At 52.9% G+C, this 20,359-nt stretch carries 24 protein-coding genes and 1 other annotated feature; of the genes, 18 read left to right on the top strand and 6 right to left on the bottom strand.

Features of this window, described 5'->3' with window-relative positions:
• Positions 1-4 precede the first annotated feature (4 nt).
• The 3 genes from GY169_RS10660 to GY169_RS10670 are packed head-to-tail and all read left to right on the top strand — an operon-like array spanning position 5 to position 2,892.
• On the top strand, positions 5-1,000 hold the full coding sequence (locus GY169_RS10660; RefSeq protein WP_163448652.1) for an ABC transporter ATP-binding protein: 996 nt from the start codon (positions 5-7) through the stop codon (positions 998-1,000).
• Positions 997-2,001 (top strand): murein tripeptide/oligopeptide ABC transporter ATP-binding protein OppF, encoded by a 1,005-nt coding sequence (gene oppF / locus GY169_RS10665; protein WP_163448651.1) that lies wholly within the window; start codon positions 997-999, stop codon positions 1,999-2,001. Before GY169_RS10660 ends, oppF begins: the two co-directional genes overlap by 4 nt.
• Before the next feature lie 51 nt (positions 2,002-2,052).
• Complete coding sequence (locus GY169_RS10670) at positions 2,053-2,892, top strand: ion transporter (RefSeq protein WP_411908114.1); 840 nt, start codon at positions 2,053-2,055, stop codon at positions 2,890-2,892.
• 41 nt (positions 2,893-2,933) lie between these two features.
• Here GY169_RS10670 and GY169_RS10675 read toward each other — a convergent pair whose 3' ends face one another.
• Both GY169_RS10675 and cls read right to left on the bottom strand, forming a co-directional pair.
• The gene (locus tag GY169_RS10675) at positions 2,934-3,263 is read right to left on the bottom strand and encodes an HI1450 family dsDNA-mimic protein (RefSeq protein ID WP_163448650.1); all 330 of its coding nucleotides are present in this window, start codon (positions 3,261-3,263) and stop codon (positions 2,934-2,936) included.
• Between the two features lie 33 nt (positions 3,264-3,296).
• A complete protein-coding gene (gene cls / locus GY169_RS10680) occupies positions 3,297-4,757 on the bottom strand; it encodes a cardiolipin synthase (protein ID WP_167575719.1) in 1,461 nt (486 codons plus the stop codon).
• A gap of 143 nt (positions 4,758-4,900) precedes the next feature.
• Here cls and GY169_RS10685 point away from each other — a divergent pair, with 143 nt between their 5' ends.
• Positions 4,901-5,074 carry a YciY family protein gene (locus GY169_RS10685; protein WP_122983154.1) on the top strand — a complete coding sequence of 58 codons (174 nt, stop codon included), beginning with the start codon at positions 4,901-4,903 and terminating at the stop codon, positions 5,072-5,074.
• Between the two features lie 55 nt (positions 5,075-5,129).
• Here GY169_RS10685 and GY169_RS10690 read toward each other — a convergent pair whose 3' ends face one another.
• Positions 5,130-5,426 carry a YciI family protein gene (locus GY169_RS10690; RefSeq protein WP_064545104.1) on the bottom strand — a complete coding sequence of 99 codons (297 nt, stop codon included), beginning with the start codon at positions 5,424-5,426 and terminating at the stop codon, positions 5,130-5,132.
• Between the two features lie 220 nt (positions 5,427-5,646).
• Between GY169_RS10690 and tonB the strand changes: the two genes are divergently transcribed.
• Positions 5,647-6,360 carry a TonB system transport protein TonB gene (tonB, locus tag GY169_RS10695; protein WP_223882172.1) on the top strand — a complete coding sequence of 238 codons (714 nt, stop codon included), beginning with the start codon at positions 5,647-5,649 and terminating at the stop codon, positions 6,358-6,360.
• A gap of 29 nt (positions 6,361-6,389) precedes the next feature.
• On the opposite strand, the gene GY169_RS10700 is transcribed toward tonB, so the two are convergent.
• Both GY169_RS10700 and pfkB read right to left on the bottom strand, forming a co-directional pair.
• The gene (locus tag GY169_RS10700; RefSeq protein ID WP_167575721.1) at positions 6,390-7,250 is read right to left on the bottom strand and encodes a fructosamine kinase family protein; all 861 of its coding nucleotides are present in this window, start codon (positions 7,248-7,250) and stop codon (positions 6,390-6,392) included.
• Between the two features lie 252 nt (positions 7,251-7,502).
• Positions 7,503-8,435: a 6-phosphofructokinase II gene (pfkB, locus tag GY169_RS10705; protein ID WP_167575722.1), complete on the bottom strand. Its 933-nt coding sequence runs from the start codon at positions 8,433-8,435 to the stop codon at positions 7,503-7,505.
• 315 nt (positions 8,436-8,750) lie between these two features.
• Here pfkB and GY169_RS10710 point away from each other — a divergent pair, with 315 nt between their 5' ends.
• On the top strand, positions 8,751-9,509 hold the full coding sequence (locus tag GY169_RS10710) for a YdiY family protein (RefSeq protein WP_163448645.1): 759 nt from the start codon (positions 8,751-8,753) through the stop codon (positions 9,507-9,509).
• Positions 9,510-9,779: 270 nt separating this feature from the next.
• Positions 9,780-10,025, top strand: a complete 246-nt coding sequence (locus GY169_RS10715) for a hypothetical protein (RefSeq protein ID WP_163448644.1) — start codon at positions 9,780-9,782, stop codon at positions 10,023-10,025.
• Positions 10,026-10,274: 249 nt separating this feature from the next.
• On the opposite strand, the gene yniD is transcribed toward GY169_RS10715, so the two are convergent.
• The gene (gene yniD, locus GY169_RS10720; RefSeq protein ID WP_100249959.1) at positions 10,275-10,382 is read right to left on the bottom strand and encodes a small membrane protein YniD; all 108 of its coding nucleotides are present in this window, start codon (positions 10,380-10,382) and stop codon (positions 10,275-10,277) included.
• Positions 10,383-10,672: 290 nt separating this feature from the next.
• On the opposite strand from yniD, the gene thrS reads away from it, so the two are divergent.
• From thrS to btuD, 11 genes are all read left to right on the top strand, one after another.
• The gene (thrS, locus tag GY169_RS10725; protein ID WP_064545116.1) at positions 10,673-12,601 is read left to right on the top strand and encodes a threonine--tRNA ligase; all 1,929 of its coding nucleotides are present in this window, start codon (positions 10,673-10,675) and stop codon (positions 12,599-12,601) included.
• 3 nt (positions 12,602-12,604) lie between these two features.
• Entirely contained in the window at positions 12,605-13,147 is a 543-nt protein-coding gene (gene infC, locus GY169_RS10730; protein ID WP_071845866.1) for a translation initiation factor IF-3, read from the top strand.
• A gap of 96 nt (positions 13,148-13,243) precedes the next feature.
• Positions 13,244-13,441 (top strand): 50S ribosomal protein L35, encoded by a 198-nt coding sequence (rpmI, locus tag GY169_RS10735; RefSeq protein ID WP_003030583.1) that lies wholly within the window; start codon positions 13,244-13,246, stop codon positions 13,439-13,441.
• A gap of 50 nt (positions 13,442-13,491) precedes the next feature.
• Positions 13,492-13,848, top strand: coding sequence for a 50S ribosomal protein L20 (rplT, locus tag GY169_RS10740; RefSeq protein ID WP_000124850.1), 357 nt, complete (start codon positions 13,492-13,494; stop codon positions 13,846-13,848).
• 118 nt (positions 13,849-13,966) lie between these two features.
• Positions 13,967-14,091: a sequence feature (Phe leader region), on the top strand.
• Positions 13,972-14,016, top strand: a complete 45-nt coding sequence (pheM, locus tag GY169_RS10745; RefSeq protein WP_001386830.1) for a pheST operon leader peptide PheM — start codon at positions 13,972-13,974, stop codon at positions 14,014-14,016. It overlaps the preceding feature by 45 nt.
• A gap of 60 nt (positions 14,092-14,151) precedes the next feature.
• A complete protein-coding gene (gene pheS / locus GY169_RS10750) occupies positions 14,152-15,135 on the top strand; it encodes a phenylalanine--tRNA ligase subunit alpha (protein WP_064545118.1) in 984 nt (327 codons plus the stop codon).
• A 15-nt stretch (positions 15,136-15,150) separates the two neighbouring features.
• The gene (gene pheT, locus GY169_RS10755; RefSeq protein ID WP_167575723.1) at positions 15,151-17,538 is read left to right on the top strand and encodes a phenylalanine--tRNA ligase subunit beta; all 2,388 of its coding nucleotides are present in this window, start codon (positions 15,151-15,153) and stop codon (positions 17,536-17,538) included.
• Positions 17,539-17,542: 4 nt separating this feature from the next.
• Entirely contained in the window at positions 17,543-17,842 is a 300-nt protein-coding gene (gene ihfA / locus GY169_RS10760; RefSeq protein ID WP_003030571.1) for an integration host factor subunit alpha, read from the top strand.
• Between the two features lie 99 nt (positions 17,843-17,941).
• Positions 17,942-18,925, top strand: a complete 984-nt coding sequence (btuC, locus tag GY169_RS10765) for a vitamin B12 ABC transporter permease BtuC (protein ID WP_163446509.1) — start codon at positions 17,942-17,944, stop codon at positions 18,923-18,925.
• A gap of 99 nt (positions 18,926-19,024) precedes the next feature.
• The gene (locus GY169_RS10770; RefSeq protein ID WP_167575724.1) at positions 19,025-19,579 is read left to right on the top strand and encodes a glutathione peroxidase; all 555 of its coding nucleotides are present in this window, start codon (positions 19,025-19,027) and stop codon (positions 19,577-19,579) included.
• On the top strand, positions 19,576-20,337 hold the full coding sequence (btuD, locus tag GY169_RS10775) for a vitamin B12 ABC transporter ATP-binding protein BtuD (protein WP_167575725.1): 762 nt from the start codon (positions 19,576-19,578) through the stop codon (positions 20,335-20,337). Before GY169_RS10770 ends, btuD begins: the two co-directional genes overlap by 4 nt.
• The last annotated feature ends 22 nt before the right edge of the window (positions 20,338-20,359 follow it).

Here is a 20,359-nt window from a genome sequence, read left to right on the forward strand (position 1 = left end):
TGCCATGAGCATAATTGAAACGGCAACGACGTCGCAGCGGTTGCTGGACGTAAAAGATCTGCGTGTGACCTTTAAGACGCCTGACGGTGATGTGACCGCCGTTAATGACCTCAACTTCAGCCTGCGTGCGGGTGAGACGTTGGGGATCGTCGGCGAGTCCGGTTCGGGTAAATCGCAAACGGCGTTTGCCCTGATGGGGCTATTGGCAAGCAACGGACGGATCGGCGGTTCGGCACTGTTTAACGGGAAAGAGATCCTTAACCTGCCGGAGCATGCGCTGAATAAACTGCGTGCCGAGCAGATTTCAATGATTTTCCAGGACCCAATGACCTCCCTGAACCCGTACATGCGGGTAGGCGAGCAGCTGATGGAAGTGCTGATGCTGCATAAAGGCATGGGCAAGGCCGAAGCGTTTGAAGAGTCGGTCAAAATGCTGGATGCGGTCAAAATGCCGGAAGCGCGTAAGCGTATGCGAATGTATCCGCACGAGTTTTCCGGCGGTATGCGTCAGCGCGTGATGATCGCGATGGCTTTGCTGTGTCGGCCAAAACTGCTGATTGCCGATGAGCCCACCACCGCGTTGGACGTGACCGTTCAGGCGCAGATCATGACGCTGTTGAACGAACTGAAGCGTGAGTTTAACACCGCAATTATCATGATTACCCACGATCTCGGCGTCGTTGCGGGGATCTGCGATAAGGTGCTGGTGATGTACGCAGGCCGCACGATGGAATATGGCAAAGCGCGCGATGTGTTCTACCAGCCTGCGCACCCGTACTCTATTGGTCTGCTGAATGCGGTTCCACGTCTGGACGGTGAAGGTGAATCGCTGCTGACCATTCCTGGCAACCCGCCAAACCTGTTACGTCTGCCAACCGGCTGCCCGTTCCAGCCTCGCTGCCCGCACGCGATGGAGGTGTGCAGCAGCGCGCCGCCGCTGGAAGAGTTTGCGCCAGGCCGCTTACGCGCCTGCTTTAAGACCGTGGGGGAACTGGTATGAGCGCCGTGACTGACGAAAGAAAAGTACTGCTCGAAATCGCGGATTTAAAGGTCCACTTCGAGATTAAAGATGGCAAACAGTGGTTCTGGCAGCCGCCGAAAACGCTGAAAGCGGTAGATGGTGTCACGCTTCGACTGTATGAGGGCGAAACGTTAGGGGTGGTCGGCGAGTCTGGCTGCGGGAAATCAACCTTTGCGCGAGCCATTATCGGTCTGGTGAAAGCCACCGACGGTAAAGTGGCCTGGCTGGGTAAAGACCTGCTCGGCATGAAGCCGGATGAGTGGCGCAATGTGCGTAGCGACATTCAGATGATTTTCCAGGATCCGCTCGCGTCATTGAACCCACGTATGACTATCGGTGAGATCATTGCCGAGCCGCTGCGTACCTACTACCCGAAAATGCCGCGTCAGGAAGTGCGCGACAAAGTGAAAACCATGATGATGAAGGTGGGGTTGCTGCCAAACCTCGTCAACCGCTATCCGCATGAGTTTTCCGGCGGCCAGTGCCAGCGTATCGGCATTGCGCGTGCGCTGATCCTTGAACCGAAACTGATTATCTGTGATGAGCCAGTTTCGGCGCTGGACGTGTCGATTCAGGCGCAGGTGGTCAACCTGCTGCAGCAACTACAGCGTGAGATGGGGCTGTCGCTGATCTTCATCGCTCACGATCTGGCGGTAGTGAAGCATATCTCCGATCGTGTACTGGTGATGTATCTGGGACATGCGGTAGAGCTGGGCACCTACGATGAGGTGTACAACAATCCGTTGCATCCTTACACCAGGGCGTTGATGTCCGCCGTGCCGGTGCCCGATCCCGACCTGGAGCAGAATAAAACCATTCAGCTTCTGGAGGGCGAACTGCCTTCGCCGATCAACCCACCGTCAGGCTGTGTATTCCGGACCCGCTGCCCGCTGGCGGGGCCAGAATGTGCGCAAACGCGTCCACTTCTGGAAGGAAGTTTCCGTCACGCCGTTTCCTGTCTCAAGGTTGACCCGTTATAATCGTCAGGGCTGGCAGGTTGCCAGCCCTTATTTTTTATACGAGGGTTCATCGTGACCGGGATTAGCGCTTTGCGCCATCGTCTTTATCATTTCTTATTCGATCAACGCACGCGGACCGGGCGCCGGTTTGAAGCGCTGTGCGGTTGTTTTGCCTTATTAAGCGTTGTCACTATCTTTATTGAGTCGGGTATCGGTACAACTTACCATCTCACCTACGATGAATGGCATGCTTTTGTCTGGCTGGAAATTGCCTTTACGCTGGTGTTCACGCTGGAGTATTTCCTGCGTCTATTCTGCTGGCCCAATCCCGCACGCTACGTTTTCAGCTTCTGGGGATTTATCGACCTGGCCACCATTCTGCCGTTTTACGTGATCATGCTATGGCCTGAAATCGGCGTGGAATATTTGTTTGCCTGGCGAGCGATGCGTGTGATTCGCGTACTGCGAATTTTGAAGCTGCTCCGGCTGATGCCCGCCCTGAATAGTTTGTGGAGCGCGATCGTCAATTCCCGTCATCAGCTGATTCTATTCTACGCGTTTATCGGCATCGTAATGGTTGTTGCGGGGGCGCTTATGTACGGAATCGAAGGGCCGGTGAACGGTTTTACGACGCTGAGTACGGCGGTATATTGGGCGATTGTGACGGTCACGACGGTGGGTTATGGCGATATTACGCCACATACCGCTGCGGGCAGAATGGTGGCGTCTGTTCTGATCTTAATCGGTTACTCCGTGATCGCGATTCCGACCGGGATTATTACCGCTCAGATGACCAGCGAATTCCAAAAACGTCGTCAGGAACGGGTGTGTCCGCATTGTAAACAGCGACACCATGAGCCAACTGCGCGCTATTGCAACGGCTGTGGTACCGCACTGCCTCGGCAACAATAATTTGCCGACAAAAAAGGGCAGCGTGGCTGCCCTTTATCTTATTACTCGCGCCAGAGAATATGGCAAAGCTTGTGATCTTTTTCGCGACACAGTAGCACGCGGGCGAAAATATCGTTGATCTCGCCGCCGTCGGTATCCGCCAGACCAATCACCACTTCAGCGAAGAAATCGGGATTCAGATCGAAATCAACGTGATCTTTCCAGTCTTCGGAAGGGTCGAACAGCTCGGCGCCGCCGCGCTCTTCAAACTGCAGGTTGAACAGAATAATGTCGGCCGGGTCAAGGTTGTCACCCGCAAGCTCAAGAAAAATGTCATAAGCCTGTTCGAGCGTTTCATCTTCGGTCAGACGATTGTTTAAATCCATATCCATGATGGCTACCTGTTGAGTGCTAATGGGCACGTTTTACAGTAATGGGCTAAAGAAGTAAAACAGTCGTTCGGCGAGACGATGCCAGAATGGTCGTTTCACCCACAGTCGTGCATCCAGCAGACGTGAACGGGAAATATAGTCGTCCTGTACGGCAGCCAGATCGCTACCGAATCCGCTGTCGTCTATCACCAACGTAATTTCGAAGTTGAGCCACAGGCTACGCATATCGAGGTTAACCGTCCCGACCAGGCTCAGTTCACCGTCGACCAGCACGCTCTTGGTATGCAGCAAGCCCCCTTCAAACTGATAGATTTTGACGCCCGCAGCCAGCAGTTCCGTAAAGAAGGCTCGACTGGCCCAGCCAACCAGCACTGAGTCATTTTTACGCGGCAAAATGATGCTCACATCAACTCCACGCTGCGCGGCGGTGCAGATAGCGTGCAACAGATCTTCGCTCGGAACAAAGTACGGAGTCGTCATGATCAGGTATTCGCGAGCGGAATACGCCGCGGTGAGCAGTGCCTGATGAATCAGGTCTTCAGGGAAACCAGGCCCGGACGCAATCGTCTGGATTGTATGCCCGCTGGCCTCTTCAAACGGCATGATGTTGAGGTCGGGCGTCGGCGGTAAAATGCGTTTGCCGGTCTCAATCTCCCAGTCGCAGGAGTAAACGATACCCATGCCGGTGGCGATAGGGCCCTCCATACGCGCCATCAGGTCAATCCACTGGCCGACTCCGGAGTCTTGCTTAAAGAAGCGCGGGTCGACCATGTTCATACTGCCGGTGTAGGCAATATAGTTGTCGATCATGATCATTTTGCGATGCTGGCGTAAATCCATCCGGCGCAGGAACACACGCATCAGATTAACCTTCAGCGCTTCAACAACCTCGATGCCCGCATTGCGCATCATGGCGGCCCAAGGGCTGCGGAAGAAGGCGACGCTGCCTGCGGAGTCCAGCATCAATCGGCAGTGCACGCCGCGACGGGCAGCGGCCATCAGCGATTCAGCAACCTGATCGGCCATGCCGCCTGGCTGCCAGATATAAAAGACCATCTCGATATTGTGGCGCGCCAGCTGAATATCGCGAATGATTGCCTGCATCACGTCGTCAGACTCAGTCAATAGCTGTAGCTGATTGCCCTTGAGACCCGCGATACCCTGACGGCGTTCACATAGCTTAAACAGAGAAGAAGCAACCTGGCTGTTGTCTTCGGCGAAGATATGTTTGCAGGCTTTTAGATTGTTCAACCACTTTGCGGTTGACGGCCACATCGCGCGCGCGCGTTCTGCGCGGCGTTTTCCAAGGTGTAGTTCACCGAGTGAAAGATAGGCGATGATACCGACCAACGGGAGAATATAAATAATCAGCAGCCAGGCCATGGCTGAAGGCACGGCACGTCGCTTCATCAGAATACGTAACGTTACCCCGGCGATTAACAACCAATACCCCAGAATGGCCATCCAACTTACTACGGTGTACACGGTTGTCATATTTCGAAAATCCTTTTGCTTGCCAGTTGTTAAGAGTTTACGCATCAGAAGAGATCTGGCAAATAAAAACGCAACGAGAAACCGCTGGTCAGCCATTTGCAAGGGGCTATAATGGGGCGTCTTTTTTAGCAAGAGCGTTAGAAATGAAGCGTAGTAGACCGGAAGTGGGGCGCTGGCGGATGGTGAGACAAGCCAGTCGTCGCAAAGCGCGTTGGTTAGAAGCACAATCGCGTCGTAATATGCGCATCCACTCCATCAGAAAGTGCCTGGTCGGCCGGCAGCGAAACTGCCTGTTGTTTGCCATTTACGATCTCTGATGATTAAAAGGGCACCGTCAGGGTGCCCTCTGTTTTTCAGCCTGCTTAGCGCAACTCAAAAAACCTTTTTATACGGTTTTACCGAAACCTGCTGGTACACACCAGCCGCGACATAGGGATCGTCCTGCGCCCAGGACTGAGCTGCTTCCAGCGATTCAAATTCCGCAATCACCGTTGAACCACTAAAACCTGCCGCGCCCGGATCGTTGCTGTCAACGGCAGGCATTGGCCCGGCGGTCAGCAAACGGCCTTCATCATGCAGCAACTGCAAACGAGCCAGATGAGCGGGGCGGACCGAAAGACGTTTTTCAAGAGAGTCGGCGATATCCTGAGCATAAATGACGTAAAGCACGGGCGGAGCTCCTGTTTAAATAGTTTGCGGATTACGGTAAGACAAAGCGCCAGCGACTGCAATGCAAAGTTTTGTGTGCAGGAAAAGACGCGAAACGTCGCGGTTTTTTTGACCAAGCGCAGGAGAAAATTGACCGAAGATAAGATGGCTTATTGAATATGATTGCTATTTGCATTTAAAATCGAGTTCTCATTTTTCAACTGTAACGACTATGACTGCAATGACCCTTGATTTACCCCGCCGGTTTCCGTGGCCGACGTTGCTCTCTGTTGGCATCCATGGTGCCGTCGTGGCCGGTCTGCTTTATACCTCGGTACATCAGGTTATTGAATTGCCCGCTCCCGCACAGCCGATTACCGTCACGATGGTTGCGCCGGCCGATCTCGAGCCTCCTCAGGCTGTCGCTCAGCCGCAGCCAGTCGTTGAGCCGGAGCCCGAGCCTGAACCCGCGCCGATTCCGGAGGTGCAGCAGGCGCCGGTCGTTATTCACAAACCAAAACCGAAGCCGAAGCCAAAACCCAAGCCGGTGAAAAAAGTCGAACAGCCGAAGCCTGAAGTGAAGCCGGTTGAATCGCGTCCTCTGTCAACGGTTAACCGTGATGCGCCGCCGGCGAGTTCGGTTGCCAACAATTTGCCGGGGGCAAGCGCGCCGTCGGTTAGCGCGCCTACCGGCCCACGAGCGTTGAATCGCCCGCAGCCGGGTTACCCATCGCGCGCTCAGGCGCTGCGTATCGAAGGTAAAGTACGGGTGAAATTCGACGTGACCGCCGATGGTCGCGTGGAGAATGTGCAAATCCTCTCAGCGCAGCCATCCAACATGTTTGAGCGCGATGTTAAAACGGCAATGCGGAAATGGCGTTACGAATCCGGCAAGCCGGGGACGGGGCTGATTATGAATATTGAGTTCCGCTTGAAAGGCGTTCAGATGAACTAAGTAAAAGCCCCCGAAAGGGGGCTTTGTCATTATGCGGCCAGAACCTTATCCATTGCCTTTTGCGCGATCACCAGATGCTGTCCGCCAAATAGAATCGCCCGGTTAATCAACGTATAGAGCTGATATATCGGCTGGCGCTCAAGGAATCCGGCTGGCAGCGGTGAAATCGACTGATAGCCGTCGTATATTTGCGGTGGTTGGTCGGGATGCAGCGGCAACATCGCCAGATCACACTCGCGATCCCCCCAATAGCAAGCCGGGTCAAAAATGTACGGCCCGTTTGGCCCCAGTGCGCAGTTGTTTGACCAGAGGTCGCCGTGCAGCAGCGAAGGCTGCGGCTGATGCGAACTCAAGCGCTGCTGGATATGATCGACAATCGCGTCGATATCGCCAAACTCCATGCCTTTTTCTGCGGCCAACTCTAACTGCCAGCCAATTCGCTGCTCGGCAAAAAAATTCGACCAGCGACGTTGCCAGGCATTGGGCTGTGGGGTGGTGGAAAGGTCGTTGTCAAAATCGAGGCCAAACTGCGGTTGGTCGCTCCACTGATGCAGGTGAGCGAGCTGCTGGCCCAGCAGGAAGGCATTGTGTGCGTCCAGAGGACGGGGCGGCAGATACTCCATCACCAGGAAACTGTAGTCGCGGTCTGTACCCACGACGAACACTTCCGGGACGGTCACGGTTTTACTACGAGAGAGCAGCTCGAGCTGATCGGCCTCCGCGGTAAAAATGGGCAATAATTCACGTTCATCGCACTTCACGAAGAAATCCCGACCGGCATAACGTATATGCCATGCGGCATGAATTTCTCCGCCGGGCAGTTCAGTACGCAGATCGATTTCGCCACTTCCAAGTTGCTCGCCTAACAGGCTACTGATCGCTTGCCACATGATGTCTCTCCCCATGTTTTCTGCCGTATCATAAGGTTAGCGCATTACTGCTGGGTAAAAATTCGAGCTATACCGCACAACGGGTAAAAAGAATGTAGATCGCAGAGGCAGGATCGTACTCCCTCTGCTACAGACGTGTGATGACTGCGCTTCGTATGCACCCCATTGTTAACCATGGAGTTTGCTTAGCATAGCCGATTACGGCGATTTAGCGACCTGCGGGATGCCCCGCAGATCCGTTTTCCTGCACATTTAGTGCTGTTGCAGATAAGAATAAATTTTCTGCGTATTTTCGCGTGAACACAGGCGGGTACCTTGATTGATCGTGGCGGCACTGCCTGCCGCGACGCCATAGTGCACCATTTCCTCAAGGCCGGCGCCCTCTGCAAGTTTCAGCGTCATGGCGCCGACCATGCTGTCACCTGCGCCAACGGTGCTCTGGCTTTTGATCGGCGGCGGGACAACCTGCACGCATGAATGCGCGTCAACGGCCAATGCTCCCTGTGCGCCCAAAGAAACCACCACGCGACGCGCTTTCCCGCTGCGAACGATCTCCTGTGCGGCGTTGCGAACATCATCCGGTTGGTTCAGGTCCCGCTGAACCAGTGCGCTAAGTTCTTTCTGATTGGGTTTAACCAGCTCGATGTCGCCGATCGCCAGCGCGGCCGCGAGGGCATCGCCGGAGCTATCAATAATGCAGCGTAGCCCGTGCTGCTGGGCGGATTTAATCAGGCTGACAAACTGTGTGAGGGAGACCCCTGGCGGCAGACTTCCGCTAATAACCAGCAGAGAGCCAGAATCGATCTGCGATATGTTTTTTTGCAGCGCTTCCAGTTCATCATCATGCAGCGTGGCGCCTGGCATGACAAAGCGATACTGCTCGCCGCTGGCATCAACGTGGACGTGGAGATTCTGCCGCGTCCATTCACGGGATTCGACACTGTTGACGGGAACATGTTCGGCTTGTAGTAACGCCACCAGATGTTCTCCGGTCGCACCGCCCGCCGGAAAGAGAGCGGTAGCGTTGCCACCCAGAAAGGTGATCGCGCGCGCAACATTGATTCCACCTCCGCCAGGTTCAAAGACAGGAGCGCTACAACGAAGTTTACCTTCGGGATAAATTTGTGGTGTTTGCGTGGCGCTGTCGAGTGAAGGGGCGAGCGTCAGTGTGTAAATTTTAACCATAGCTATAACCTCCCTTTATGAGCAAATAGACTGCTCTGGACACAACCTGGTTTAAGTCTGGCACTTGCCTGATGAGAATGAAAGAAACAACAGCATGATTTTTATAGAAAAGTGTAAATAACTGCTGACTTTTATTATGAAATAAAATGCGCTTTAAGACGGCTCTTATTCAAAAAATGAAAGACGAATAGCATTGCTATGTTATTCGTGCCTTTTTATAATTTGTTGCCTTTCTATGGACCACCCCGACGTTGATCCTCGCGAAAGTTTCCGGGACGGAATCGTCTCCTTTTTTGTTGTACGGACTCATAATAAATGAAGCTTTTGAAGACAGTACCGGCAGCGGTTGTGCTGCTGGGGGGCGTGTTTGCGTCTGCATATGCAACCGCCAGTGATACCGTTTTTACTGTCATGGATGACCCAACCAGCGCTAAAAAACCTTTTGAAGGTAACGTGAATGCGGGCTACCTCGCACAATCTGGCAATACCAAAAGCTCATCAGCAACCGCTGATTCAACGCTGACCTGGTACGGTGATACGACGGCATGGTCCCTGTGGGGCAATGCCAGCAATACATCCGCTAACGATGAACGCTCTTCTGAAAAATATGCTGTTGGCGGCCGTGGTCGCTATAACATGACGCATGAAGACTACCTGTTTGGCCAGGCTAGCTGGTTAACCGACCGTTATAACGGCTATCACGAGCGTGATGTCTTTACCGCAGGTTATGGTCGCCAGTTCCTGACCGGGCCGATCCACAGTTTCCGTTTTGAATTTGGTCCCGGTGTTCGTTACGACGAATACACCGACGGAAACTCGGAAACACAGGCGCTGGGTTACGCGTCTGCGGCCTATGCATGGAAGATGACCGACACCACTAAATTCACTCAGGGTGTCTCTGTATTGGGGGCCGATGATACGACCGTCAACTCAGAAACCGCGCTAAATGTTGCTATCAATGAGCACTTTGGCCTGAAAGTGGCCTACAACGTGACGTGGAACTCTGAGCCACCGGAAACGGCACCGAATCACACCGATCGCCGTACTTCTTTGACGTTGGGTTATACCATGTAGTCATTTACGGGCCGGAGATAAGCCGGCCTGTATTTTCAATTTTGCGCGATGTGTTATTATTAAATACGACCGCTGTTTTATTTAATTAAAAATTCATAACCTCCATAATATCTCCACATTTGCCCCTTTCGACATAATATTCAATAAATTTGACACGAATAGCTAAATATTTTGACTAGGCAAAAGTGTGATCTGGATCTACACTTGTGTTCAAGGGCGAAATGATGCCTTGGCGTTCAAAAGTCTTAATCCAGTTAGAGAATAAACATTATGAAAAATATCAAAATCGCATCTGCAGCTATTCTGCTGTCAACACTCTCTTTCGGTGTATTTGCTGCCGAGCCTGCCACGCAGCCAGCCAGTTCCACTAAAGCCGCTACCGTTCAGCACGTTGGTATCTCCAGCGCCTATGACGTTGAAGCCGGTTCCAACATTGCCCCGGGCTCACAGAATACCGGTCGTTCTATGGATGACGCATTCAATGTTCACACCCTGGTTGCAGGTGAGTGGTACTAACTATTCTGTGCTGTAATAATTTGATTTCTTATTAATTATTAATGCCGGCAGAGAAAACCGGGTAGAGTCGTACCGGTTTTTCTTGCTGCTATTGATATTTGTTAAAATAAGAAAATTCAGAATTTGTATTTAAAACGTCAGTTCAGGTATTTTTACCGCACGTATTGTTAATAAATAAACGTTAAAGGCATTTTTTGTATATAAATGATCTTTAACCAGAGTTTCCCGTCACGGTTGTTTATCTATTTATTATCCCCATATCATTGCCGCCCATCTGAGTAGCAGCATGGCACCACAGATGGCGATTAACACCAGCACCATTTTCCAGTGTTTTTTCGCGAATCGATGTGTCGGCATTGGTTCACTCCCTTATATATGCTGTGTTTCACGTAGTGTACCAGAATTGTCGACAAACATAGCAACCCGCACAGGGTAGGGCAATTGCGGCTTTAATCACGCCCTGATGATGTGTAAACTAACCCACGGTATTATCAACAGCGGATCCAGGCGGAGCCCGGTACACCGTACAGGTTCCTCATTTTTTGCAGAGTGAAGCGGAAATCAATCCATAACGTGTTGATAAATTTAATCATATAGTTTTGTATGTGCTCTTTCGTGTGGGGCACCACTGCAAATAAGGACATGAAATGCCTGTAATTACTCTTCCTGATGGCAGCCAACGCCATTATGACCATGCCGTAAGCCCGATGGATGTCGCTCTGGACATCGGCCCTGGTCTGGCAAAAGCCACCATCGCTGGGCGCGTGAACGGTGAACTGGTTGATGCATCCGATATCATTGAAAACGATGCAACGCTGTCTCTCATCACTGCGAAAGATGAAGATGGCCTGGAAATCATTCGTCACTCCTGCGCTCACTTGCTTGGTCATGCCATTAAACAGCTGTGGCCAAACACTAAAATGGCGATTGGCCCGGTTATCGACAACGGCTTCTATTACGACGTTGATCTTGACCACACGCTGACCCAGGAAGACATCGACGCGCTCGAAAAACGTATGCATGAGCTCGCCGAGAAAAACTATGACGTCATCAAGAAGAAAGTGAGCTGGCATGAAGCCCGCGAGACTTTCGTGAAACGTGGCGAAACTTATAAAGTTTCCATCCTTGATGAAAATATTGCGCATGATGACAAACCCGGTTTGTATCATCACGAAGAATACGTCGACATGTGCCGCGGTCCGCACGTGCCGAATATGCGTTTCTGTCACTACTTCAAGCTGATGAAAACCGCCGGTGCTTACTGGCGCGGCGACAGCAACAACAAGATGCTGCAGCGTATCTACGGTACGGCGTGGACGGACAAAAAAGCCCTCAATGCCTACCTCCAGCGTCTGGAAGAAGCGGCGAAGCGCGATCACCGTAAAATCGGTAAGCAGCTCGACCTGTATCATATGCAGGAAGAAGCGCCGGGTATGGTCTTCTGGCATAACGACGGCTGGACTATCTTCCGCGAGCTGGAAACTTTCGTGCGCTCCAAGCTGAAAGAGTACCAGTACCAGGAAGTGAAGGGCCCGTTCATGATGGACCGTGTGCTGTGGGAAAAAACCGGCCACTGGGACAACTACAAAGATGCGATGTTCACCACCTCTTCTGAGAACCGTGAGTACTGCATCAAGCCGATGAACTGCCCGGGGCACGTTCAGATCTTCAATCAGGGTCTGAAATCTTACCGCGATCTGCCGCTGCGTATGGCGGAGTTCGGTAGCTGCCACCGTAATGAACCGTCAGGTGCGCTGCATGGCTTAATGCGCGTGCGCGGCTTCACTCAGGATGACGCCCATATCTTCTGTACGGAAGAGCAGGTGCGTGACGAAGTGAACGCGTGCATTCGTTTAGTCTATGATATGTACAGCACTTTCGGTTTCGAAAAAATCGTGGTCAAACTTTCAACGCGTCCGGAAAAACGTATCGGTAGCGATGAAATGTGGGATCGTGCAGAAGCGGATCTGGCAGTTGCGCTGGAAGAAAACAACATCCCGTTTGAATATCAGCTGGGTGAAGGCGCATTCTACGGTCCGAAAATTGAATTTACCCTGTATGACTGCCTCGATCGTGCATGGCAGTGCGGTACTGTACAGTTAGACTTCTCTCTGCCGGCTCGTCTGAGCGCCTCTTATGTTGGCGAAAACAACGAACGTCAGGTACCGGTGATGATTCACCGCGCAATTCTGGGGTCTCTGGAGCGCTTCATTGGCATCCTGACCGAAGAATTCGCTGGCTTCTTCCCAACATGGCTTGCGCCGGTGCAGGTTGTGGTGATGAATATTACCGATTCTCAGTCTGAATACGTTAACGAATTGACCCGCAAACTACAAAATGCAGGCATTCGCGTAAAAGCGGACTTGAGAAATGAGAAGATTGGCTTTAAAATCCGCGAGCACACTTTACGTCGTGTCCCTTACATGTTGGTCTGTGGCGACAAAGAGGTTGAAGCCGGCAAAGTTGCCGTGCGTACCCGTCGTGGCAAAGACTTGGGCAGCCTGGACGTAAATGAAGTTATCGAGAAGCTGCAACAAGAGATTCGCAGCCGCAGTCTTCAACAACTGGAGGAATAAGGTATTAAAGGCGGAAAACGAGTTCAAACGGCACGTCCGAATCGTATCAATGGCGAGATTCGCGCCCAGGAAGTTCGCTTAACTGGTCTGGAAGGTGAGCAGCTGGGTATTGTGAGTCTGAGAGAAGCAATCGAAAAGGCTGAAGAAGCTGGAGTAGATTTAGTTGAAATCAGCCCTAACGCCGAACCGCCAGTTTGTCGTATCATGGACTACGGCAAGTTCCTTTATGAAAAGAGTAAGTCTTCTAAGGAACAGAAGAAAAAGCAAAAAGTTATCCAGGTTAAGGAAATTAAATTCCGTCCTGGGACCGATGATGGCGATTACCAGGTAAAACTCCGCAGCCTGGTTCGCTTTCTCGAAGATGGCGATAAGGCCAAGATCACACTGCGTTTCCGCGGTCGTGAGATGGCCCACCAGCAGATCGGTATGGAAGTGCTTAATCGCGTCCGTGACGATCTGAGTGAACTGGCAGTAGTCGAATCCTTCCCTACGAAGATCGAAGGCCGCCAGATGATCATGGTGCTCGCTCCTAAGAAGAAACAGTAAGGCCTTCAAGTAACAACGTTCGTGAAGCCTTCGGGCTTCACTGATGTTGTTCGCCTACGTTTCGTTTATTAACAATGCGAAGTGGAAGTTATTAAGATGCCAAAAATTAAGACCGTACGCGGTGCTGCTAAGCGCTTCAAAAAAACCGGTGGTGGTGGATTTAAGCGTAAGCACGCAAACCTGCGTCATATTCTGACCAAAAAATCTACTAAACGTAAACGTCACCTGCGTCCAAAAGGCCTTGTTTCTAAAGGCGATCTGGGTCTGGTTATCGCGTGCCTGCCGTACGCATAAGCCGTTAACGTTAAATTTTTTACTAAGAATATAGATACAGGAGAGCTCACATGGCTCGCGTAAAACGTGGTGTAATTGCTCGTGCACGTCACAAAAAAATTCTGAAACAAGCTAAAGGCTACTACGGTGCGCGTTCTCGCGTATACCGCGTTGCCTTCCAGGCTGTTATCAAGGCTGGTCAGTACGCTTACCGTGACCGTCGTCAGCGTAAGCGTCAGTTCCGTCAACTGTGGATTGCACGTATCAATGCGGCAGCACGTCAGAACGGTATTTCTTACAGCAAATTCATCAACGGCCTGAAAAAAGCCTCTGTTGAAATCGACCGTAAGATCCTGGCTGACATCGCAGTATTCGACAAAGTAGCGTTCACCGCTCTGGTCGAAAAAGCGAAAGCAGCACTGGCATAAGCCAGTTGAAAGAGGGAGCTAGTCTCCCTCTTTTCGTTTTAATAGCATCAAAACGTTGACATTTATTTCCGTAGCCCTTTCAATAAAGGTGTTACGACTCTTACCACACAAGGTAACGCAAGCATGAATGCTGCTATTTTCCGCTTCTTCTTTTACTTTAGCACCTGAACTCAGGAGGCTTGCGCGTGAAAGAAGAAACGAAAAATCAGCGCCAATAAGCCTCCAGATGGAGGCTTTTTTTGTATCTGAATTCGAGATTAAGTCCACCAAACCGGTGTCTGCACCGACATAATGAGGAAAACCATGTCACATCTCGCAGAGCTGGTTGCCAGTGCCAAGGCAGCCATTAACCAGGCTTCAGATGTTGCCGCGTTAGACAATGTCCGCGTCGAATATCTGGGCAAGAAAGGGCATCTGACCCTTCAGATGACCACACTGCGTGACCTGCCGCCCGAAGAGCGTCCGGCTGCAGGTGCGGTCATCAACGAAGCAAAAGAGCAGGTACAGCAGGCACTGAACGCGCGAAAAGCCGATTTAGAAAACGCTGCGCTGAACGCTCGTCTGGCCGCAGAGACCATTGATATCTCCCTGCCGGGGCGTCGTATTGAAAACGGGGGCTTACACCCGGTAACGCGCACCATTGACCGTATTGAAAGTTTCTTCGGTGAGCTCGGCTTTACCGTTGCAACGGGCCCGGAAATCGAAGACGACTACCATAACTTCGATGCGCTGAATATTCCGACGCACCACCCGGCACGTGCTGACCACGACACTTTCTGGTTTGACGCTACCCGTCTTCTGCGCACTCAGACCTCTGGCGTACAGATTCGTACCATGAAGGAGCAGCAGCCGCCAATCCGGATCATCGCGCCGGGCCGCGTGTATCGTAACGATTACGATCAGACGCACACCCCAATGTTCCATCAAATGGAAGGCCTGATTGTTGATAAAAACATCAGCTTTACCAACCTGAAAGGGACGTTGCACGATTTCCTGCGCAACTTCTTTGAGGAAGACCTGCAAATTCGTTTCCGCCCGTCCTACTTCCCGTTCACCGAACCGTCCGCTGAAGTTGACGTGATGGGTAAAAACGGCAAATGGCTGGAAGTGCTGGGTTGCGGGATGGTGCACCCGAACGTTCTGCGCAACGTAGGCATCGATCCGGAAGTGTATTCCGGCTTCGCCTTCGGGATGGGCATGGAGCGTCTGACCATGCTGCGTTACGGTGTCACCGATTTACGTGCGTTCTTCGAAAACGATCTGCGTTTCCTCAAACAGTTTAAATAAGGGCAGGACAACATAATGAAATTCAGTGAACTGTGGTTACGCGAATGGGTTAACCCGGCTATCGACAGCGAAGCGCTGTCGGGGCAAATCACGATGGCGGGCCTGGAAGTCGACGGCGTTGAAGCCGTGGCTGGCAGCTTTAACGGCGTGGTGGTCGGTGAAGTCGTTGAGTGTGGTCAGCATCCGAACGCCGACAAACTGCGTGTCACGAAAGTGAACGTAGGCGGTGAACGTCTGCTGGATATCGTCTGTGGCGCGCCGAACTGCCGTCAGGGCCTGAAAGTGGCCGTGGCAACCATCGGTGCAGTGCTGCCGGGTGATTTCAAAATCAAAGCGGCAAAACTGCGTGGCGAACCGTCTGAAGGCATGCTGTGCTCCTTCTCCGAGCTGGGTATTTCCGACGACCATAGCGGCATTATCGAACTGCCGGCCGACGCGCCGCTGGGCACCGATATCCGTGAATACCTGAAGTTAGACGATAACACTATCGAAATCAGCGTCACGCCAAACCGTGCCGATTGCTTAGGCATCATCGGCGTGGCTCGCGACGTGGCGGTACTGAACAAGCTGCCGCTGAACGCGCCGGAAATCGCGCCAGTGGCGGCGACCATCGCGGACGTGCTGCCAATCGAAGTTGAAGCCGCCGACGCCTGCCCGCGCTATCTGGGCCGCGTGGTGAAGGGCATCAACGTCAAAGCGCCAACGCCGCTGTGGATGAAAGAGAAACTGCGTCGCTGCGGTATTCGCTCCATTGATGCGGTCGTTGATGTGACTAACTATGTCCTGCTGGAACTGGGTCAGCCAATGCATGCGTTCGATAAAGATCGCATCGAAGGCGGCATCAAAGTGCGGATGGCGAAAGAGGGCGAAACCCTGGTCCTGCTGGACGGTTCTGAAGCCAAACTCAGTGCAGACACCCTGGTGATTGCCGACCATCACAAAGCGCTGGCGATGGCCGGTATCTTTGGCGGTGAGCACTCTGGCGTGAATGACGAAACCCAGAACGTGCTGCTGGAATCTGCTTTCTTCAGCCCGCTGTCCATCACCGGCCGTGCGCGCCGTCATGGCCTGCATACCGATGCTTCTCACCGCTACGAGCGCGGTGTGGATCCCGTACTTCAGTACAAAGCAATGGAACGTGCTACCGCGCTGCTTATTGAACTCTGTGGCGGCGAAGCAGGCCCGATCATCGATGTCACCAACGTAGCTACGTTGCCGAAGCGTGCGACCATCACATTGCGCCGCAGCAAGCTGGACCGTCTGATTGGTCATCACATTGCTGATGATCAGGTCACCGATATCCTGACTCGTCTGGGCTGTGAAGTGACTGTCGGCAACGACGAATGGCAGGCGGTTGCGCCAAGCTGGCGTTTCGACATGGAAATCGAAGAAGACCTGGTCGAAGAAGTGGCGCGCGTTTATGGCTATAACAGCATCCCGAACGAGCCGGTACAGGCCGGTCTGGTGATGGGCAGTCATAAAGAAGCCAATCTGTCGCTCAAGCGTGTGAAAACCATGCTGAACGATAAAGGCTATCAGGAAGTGATCACCTACAGCTTCGTGGATCCGAAGGTTCAGCAGCTGGTTCACCCGGGTGAAGAAGCGCTGATTCTGCCAAGCCCAATATCCAGCGAAATGTCCGCCATGCGTCTGTCTCTGCTGACCGGCCTGCTGTCGACGGTGGTGTACAACCAGAACCGCCAGCAGAACCGTGTCCGTATCTTCGAGACTGGTCTGCGCTTCGTTCCGGACACTCAGGCACCGCTGGGCATCCGTCAGGATGTGATGCTGGGTGGGGTCATCTGCGGCAACCGCTACGATGAGCACTGGAATCTGGCAAAAGAGACCGTTGATTTCTATGATTTGAAGGGCGATCTGGAATCTGTTCTCGATCTGACCGGTAAATTATCTGAAATTGAATTCAAGGCAGAAGCCAACCCGGCACTGCATCCGGGCCAGTCTGCCGCGATTTATCTGCGCGGTGAACGCATTGGTTTCATTGGTGTTATCCACCCTGAACTGGAGCGTAAACTGGATCTGAACGGCCGTACACTGGCGTTTGAACTGGAGTGGAACAAGCTCGCAGACCGCGTGGTTCCTCAGGCGCGCGACGTTTCTCGCTTCCCGGCAAACCGCCGTGACATCGCCGTTGTGGTCGCTGAAAATGTGCCGGCAGCGGATATTTTAAACGAGTGTAAGAAAGTTGGCGTAAATCAGGTAGTTGGCGTAAACTTATTTGACGTGTACCGTGGTAAGGGTGTTGCGGAAGGCTATAAGAGCCTTGCTATCAGCCTGATTTTACAAGATACCAGCCGTACACTCGAAGAAGAGGAGATTGCCGCTACCGTTGCCAAATGCGTAGAGGCATTAAAAGAGCGATTCCAGGCATCATTGAGGGATTGAACCTATGGCGCTTACAAAAGCTGAAATGTCAGAATATCTGTTTGATAAGCTTGGGCTTAGCAAGCGGGATGCCAAAGAACTGGTGGAACTGTTTTTTGAAGAGATCCGTCGTGCTCTGGAAAACGGTGAGCAGGTTAAACTGTCCGGTTTTGGCAACTTTGATCTGCGTGACAAAAATCAACGCCCGGGACGTAACCCAAAAACGGGTGAAGATATTCCCATTACAGCCCGGCGTGTGGTGACCTTCAGACCAGGACAGAAGTTAAAAAGCCGGGTCGAAAACGCAACACCCAAAGAAGAGTAATTCTGATCTAACTAAAAAGGCCGCTGATGCGGCCTTTTTCTTTTCTGGGCGGCGTTGTCACCGTAAAATCAAACGCTTCTCCACGGGCGACGGATAACTATGCAGGTTTATGTAGATCAACAGCAGCGGCGTAATCGTCGCTGGCTTACCGGATTGTCTCTGGCCCTATTGGCGATGCTGACCATCAGCCTGTGCGCTGGCGACCAGTGGATCCCTCCCGGCGAATGGCTCACGGCCAAAGGTCAGTTGTTTATCTGGCAGATTCGCCTGCCGCGTACCGTTGCGGTGCTGTTGGTCGGCGCGGCGCTGGCCTTGTCGGGGGCGGTGATGCAGGCGTTGTTTGAAAATCCGCTTGCCGAACCGGGATTGCTTGGCGTCTCTAACGGTGCGGGCGTCGGACTTATTGCGGCAATTATGCTGGGCCAGGGTCATCTTCCGGGCTGGGCGCCAGGGCTGGCAGCCATTGCGGGCGCATTGGTGATAACTGGAATACTAATGCGCTTTGCACGACGCCATCTCTCCACCAGCCGCCTGCTGCTGGCGGGCGTGGCGCTGGGCATTATCTGTAGCGCGTTGATGACGTGGGCGGTCTATTTTTCGACGTCGTTCGACCTTCGCCAACTGATGTACTGGATGATGGGCGGCTTTGGCGGCGTGGACTGGCAGCAGACAGGGTTGATGGTGGTGCTGCTGCCGGTGATTGTCTGGGTTTGTCTGCAAGCTCAGCCGTTAAATCTGCTGGCGCTGGGAGAAACCTCTGCTCGCCAACTGGGCGTACCCATCGCCTTCTGGCGTAAGCTGCTGGTGATGGCTACCGGCTGGCTGGTGGGTGTCAGCGTGGCGCTGGCGGGTGCAATCGGTTTTATTGGACTGGTGGTGCCGCATATGCTGCGCCTGTGCGGCCTGACTGACCATCGCGTGTTGCTACCGGCCAGCGCGCTGGCGGGGGCGAGCACGCTGCTGTTTGCTGATATTATCGCGCGACTGGCGCTGTCGGCCGCTGAGTTGCCGATTGGCGTAGTGACCGCGACGCTGGGGGCACCGGTGTTTATCTGGTTGTTGCTCAAGTCAGGACGCGACTAACGCAACGTCCTGATTAAAAAGCTTTGGTGTCGTGCCAGCGTATCTGGCTATTATTAAAGACCGGGCGATAAGACCCAAACACGCTGAAAAGAGGATGCTATGCAAACCACCATACTGAACACCCCAGTCACGACTATCGACGGCGAGAAAACAACCCTGGAAGGCTACAAAGGCAAGGTACTGCTGATTGTTAACGTTGCCTCTAAATGTGGCCTTACACCGCAGTACGAGCAGCTAGAAGCGCTACAGACGTCTTTACAGCACGAAGGCTTTACGGTGCTCGGTTTCCCGTGTAACCAGTTCCTGGGCCAGGAGCCGGGTAGCGAAGAAGAGATTAAAACGTTTTGCAGTACGACTTACGGCGTAACGTTCCCGCTGTTTAGCAAAATCGACGTGAACGGTGACACGCGTCATCCGCTGTATAGCCTGTTGACCCGTCTTGCGCCGAAAGCCGTAGCGCCGGAAGGCAGCGGCTTTTATGAACGTATGGCCAGCAAAGGACGCGCTCCTGCGCATCCGGGCGATATTCTGTGGAATTTCGAGAAGTTCCTGATTGGTCGTGATGGTCAAATCATTAACCGTTTCTCTCCGGATATGACGCCGGATGATCCGATCCTGACTTCGGCGATCAAGCAGGCTCTCGCTCAGCCATGATGCCGCTGATGCAGCTTCAGCATGTCGCTGAAGGCAGCCGCCTTCATGCGTTCAGTGCCAGGGTGGAGCCCGGTGAGATCATTCATCTTGTTGGGCCAAACGGGGCTGGCAAGAGTACGCTGCTGGCCAGAATGGCCGGTCTGAGTAGCGGGAAGGGTACCATCACGTTGAATGCGCAGCCGCTGGATGAATGGCCAGCGCAGGCGTTGGCGCGCCATCGCGCGTATCTTTCTCAGCACCAGACGCCGCCCTTCGCCATGCCTGTCTGGCAATTTCTGATGTTGCATCAACAAGGCGAGCGGCAATCGGCGCTCGCCGTTCACGTGACTGAGATGTTGGATCTGAGTAATAAGCTCGGACGTAACGTCAGCCAGCTCTCCGGCGGCGAATGGCAGCGAGTTCGGTTGGCGGCCGTCATCCTGCAAATTCATCCTGACGATAATTCAGATGGTCAGCTTCTGCTACTGGATGAGCCGATGAACAGTCTTGATGTCGCTCAGCAGGCGGCGCTGGATAGGTTGTTGGCTGAACTAAGGGGGGCTGGCGTCGCTATCGTGATGAGCAGCCATGACCTGAACTATACATTACGCCATGCCGGACGTGTCTGGCTATTATGTCAGGGGCGTTTGATCGCCAGCGGTGAGACCGAGAACGTTATGCAGCCCGCGCATTTATCTGCCGCGTATAATATGCGCTTTCAGCGACTGGATATTGCTGGGCACCAAATGCTCATTTATGACGATGCCGGCGAAAATTAATCCAACTCCGCTTGAAATGGCG

Origin of the sequence: Kluyvera genomosp. 3 (assembly GCF_011765685.1) — a bacterium.
Taxonomy (GTDB): Bacteria; Pseudomonadota; Gammaproteobacteria; order Enterobacterales; family Enterobacteriaceae; genus Kluyvera; species Kluyvera georgiana_A.

Coding starts and splice junctions, on each gene's coding strand:
- GY169_RS10685 (WP_122983154.1), top strand. CDS start 4,901: ATGAAGCGTAGTAGACCGGAAGTGGGGCGCTGGCGGATGGTGAGACAA.
- ihfA (WP_003030571.1), top strand. CDS start 17,543: ATGGCGCTTACAAAAGCTGAAATGTCAGAATATCTGTTTGATAAGCTT.
- tonB (WP_223882172.1), top strand. CDS start 5,647: ATGACCCTTGATTTACCCCGCCGGTTTCCGTGGCCGACGTTGCTCTCT.
- btuC (WP_163446509.1), top strand. CDS start 17,942: ATGCAGGTTTATGTAGATCAACAGCAGCGGCGTAATCGTCGCTGGCTT.
- GY169_RS10710 (WP_163448645.1), top strand. CDS start 8,751: ATGAAGCTTTTGAAGACAGTACCGGCAGCGGTTGTGCTGCTGGGGGGC.
- thrS (WP_064545116.1), top strand. CDS start 10,673: ATGCCTGTAATTACTCTTCCTGATGGCAGCCAACGCCATTATGACCAT.
- GY169_RS10770 (WP_167575724.1), top strand. CDS start 19,025: ATGCAAACCACCATACTGAACACCCCAGTCACGACTATCGACGGCGAG.
- btuD (WP_167575725.1), top strand. CDS start 19,576: ATGATGCCGCTGATGCAGCTTCAGCATGTCGCTGAAGGCAGCCGCCTT.
- pfkB (WP_167575722.1), bottom strand. CDS start 8,435: ATGGTTAAAATTTACACACTGACGCTCGCCCCTTCACTCGACAGCGCC.
- yniD (WP_100249959.1), bottom strand. CDS start 10,382: ATGCCGACACATCGATTCGCGAAAAAACACTGGAAAATGGTGCTGGTG.
- GY169_RS10660 (WP_163448652.1), top strand. CDS start 5: ATGAGCATAATTGAAACGGCAACGACGTCGCAGCGGTTGCTGGACGTA.
- GY169_RS10675 (WP_163448650.1), bottom strand. CDS start 3,263: ATGGATATGGATTTAAACAATCGTCTGACCGAAGATGAAACGCTCGAA.
- oppF (WP_163448651.1), top strand. CDS start 997: ATGAGCGCCGTGACTGACGAAAGAAAAGTACTGCTCGAAATCGCGGAT.
- pheT (WP_167575723.1), top strand. CDS start 15,151: ATGAAATTCAGTGAACTGTGGTTACGCGAATGGGTTAACCCGGCTATC.
- rpmI (WP_003030583.1), top strand. CDS start 13,244: ATGCCAAAAATTAAGACCGTACGCGGTGCTGCTAAGCGCTTCAAAAAA.
- pheS (WP_064545118.1), top strand. CDS start 14,152: ATGTCACATCTCGCAGAGCTGGTTGCCAGTGCCAAGGCAGCCATTAAC.
- cls (WP_167575719.1), bottom strand. CDS start 4,757: ATGACAACCGTGTACACCGTAGTAAGTTGGATGGCCATTCTGGGGTAT.
- rplT (WP_000124850.1), top strand. CDS start 13,492: ATGGCTCGCGTAAAACGTGGTGTAATTGCTCGTGCACGTCACAAAAAA.
- GY169_RS10700 (WP_167575721.1), bottom strand. CDS start 7,250: ATGTGGCAAGCGATCAGTAGCCTGTTAGGCGAGCAACTTGGAAGTGGC.
- GY169_RS10715 (WP_163448644.1), top strand. CDS start 9,780: ATGAAAAATATCAAAATCGCATCTGCAGCTATTCTGCTGTCAACACTC.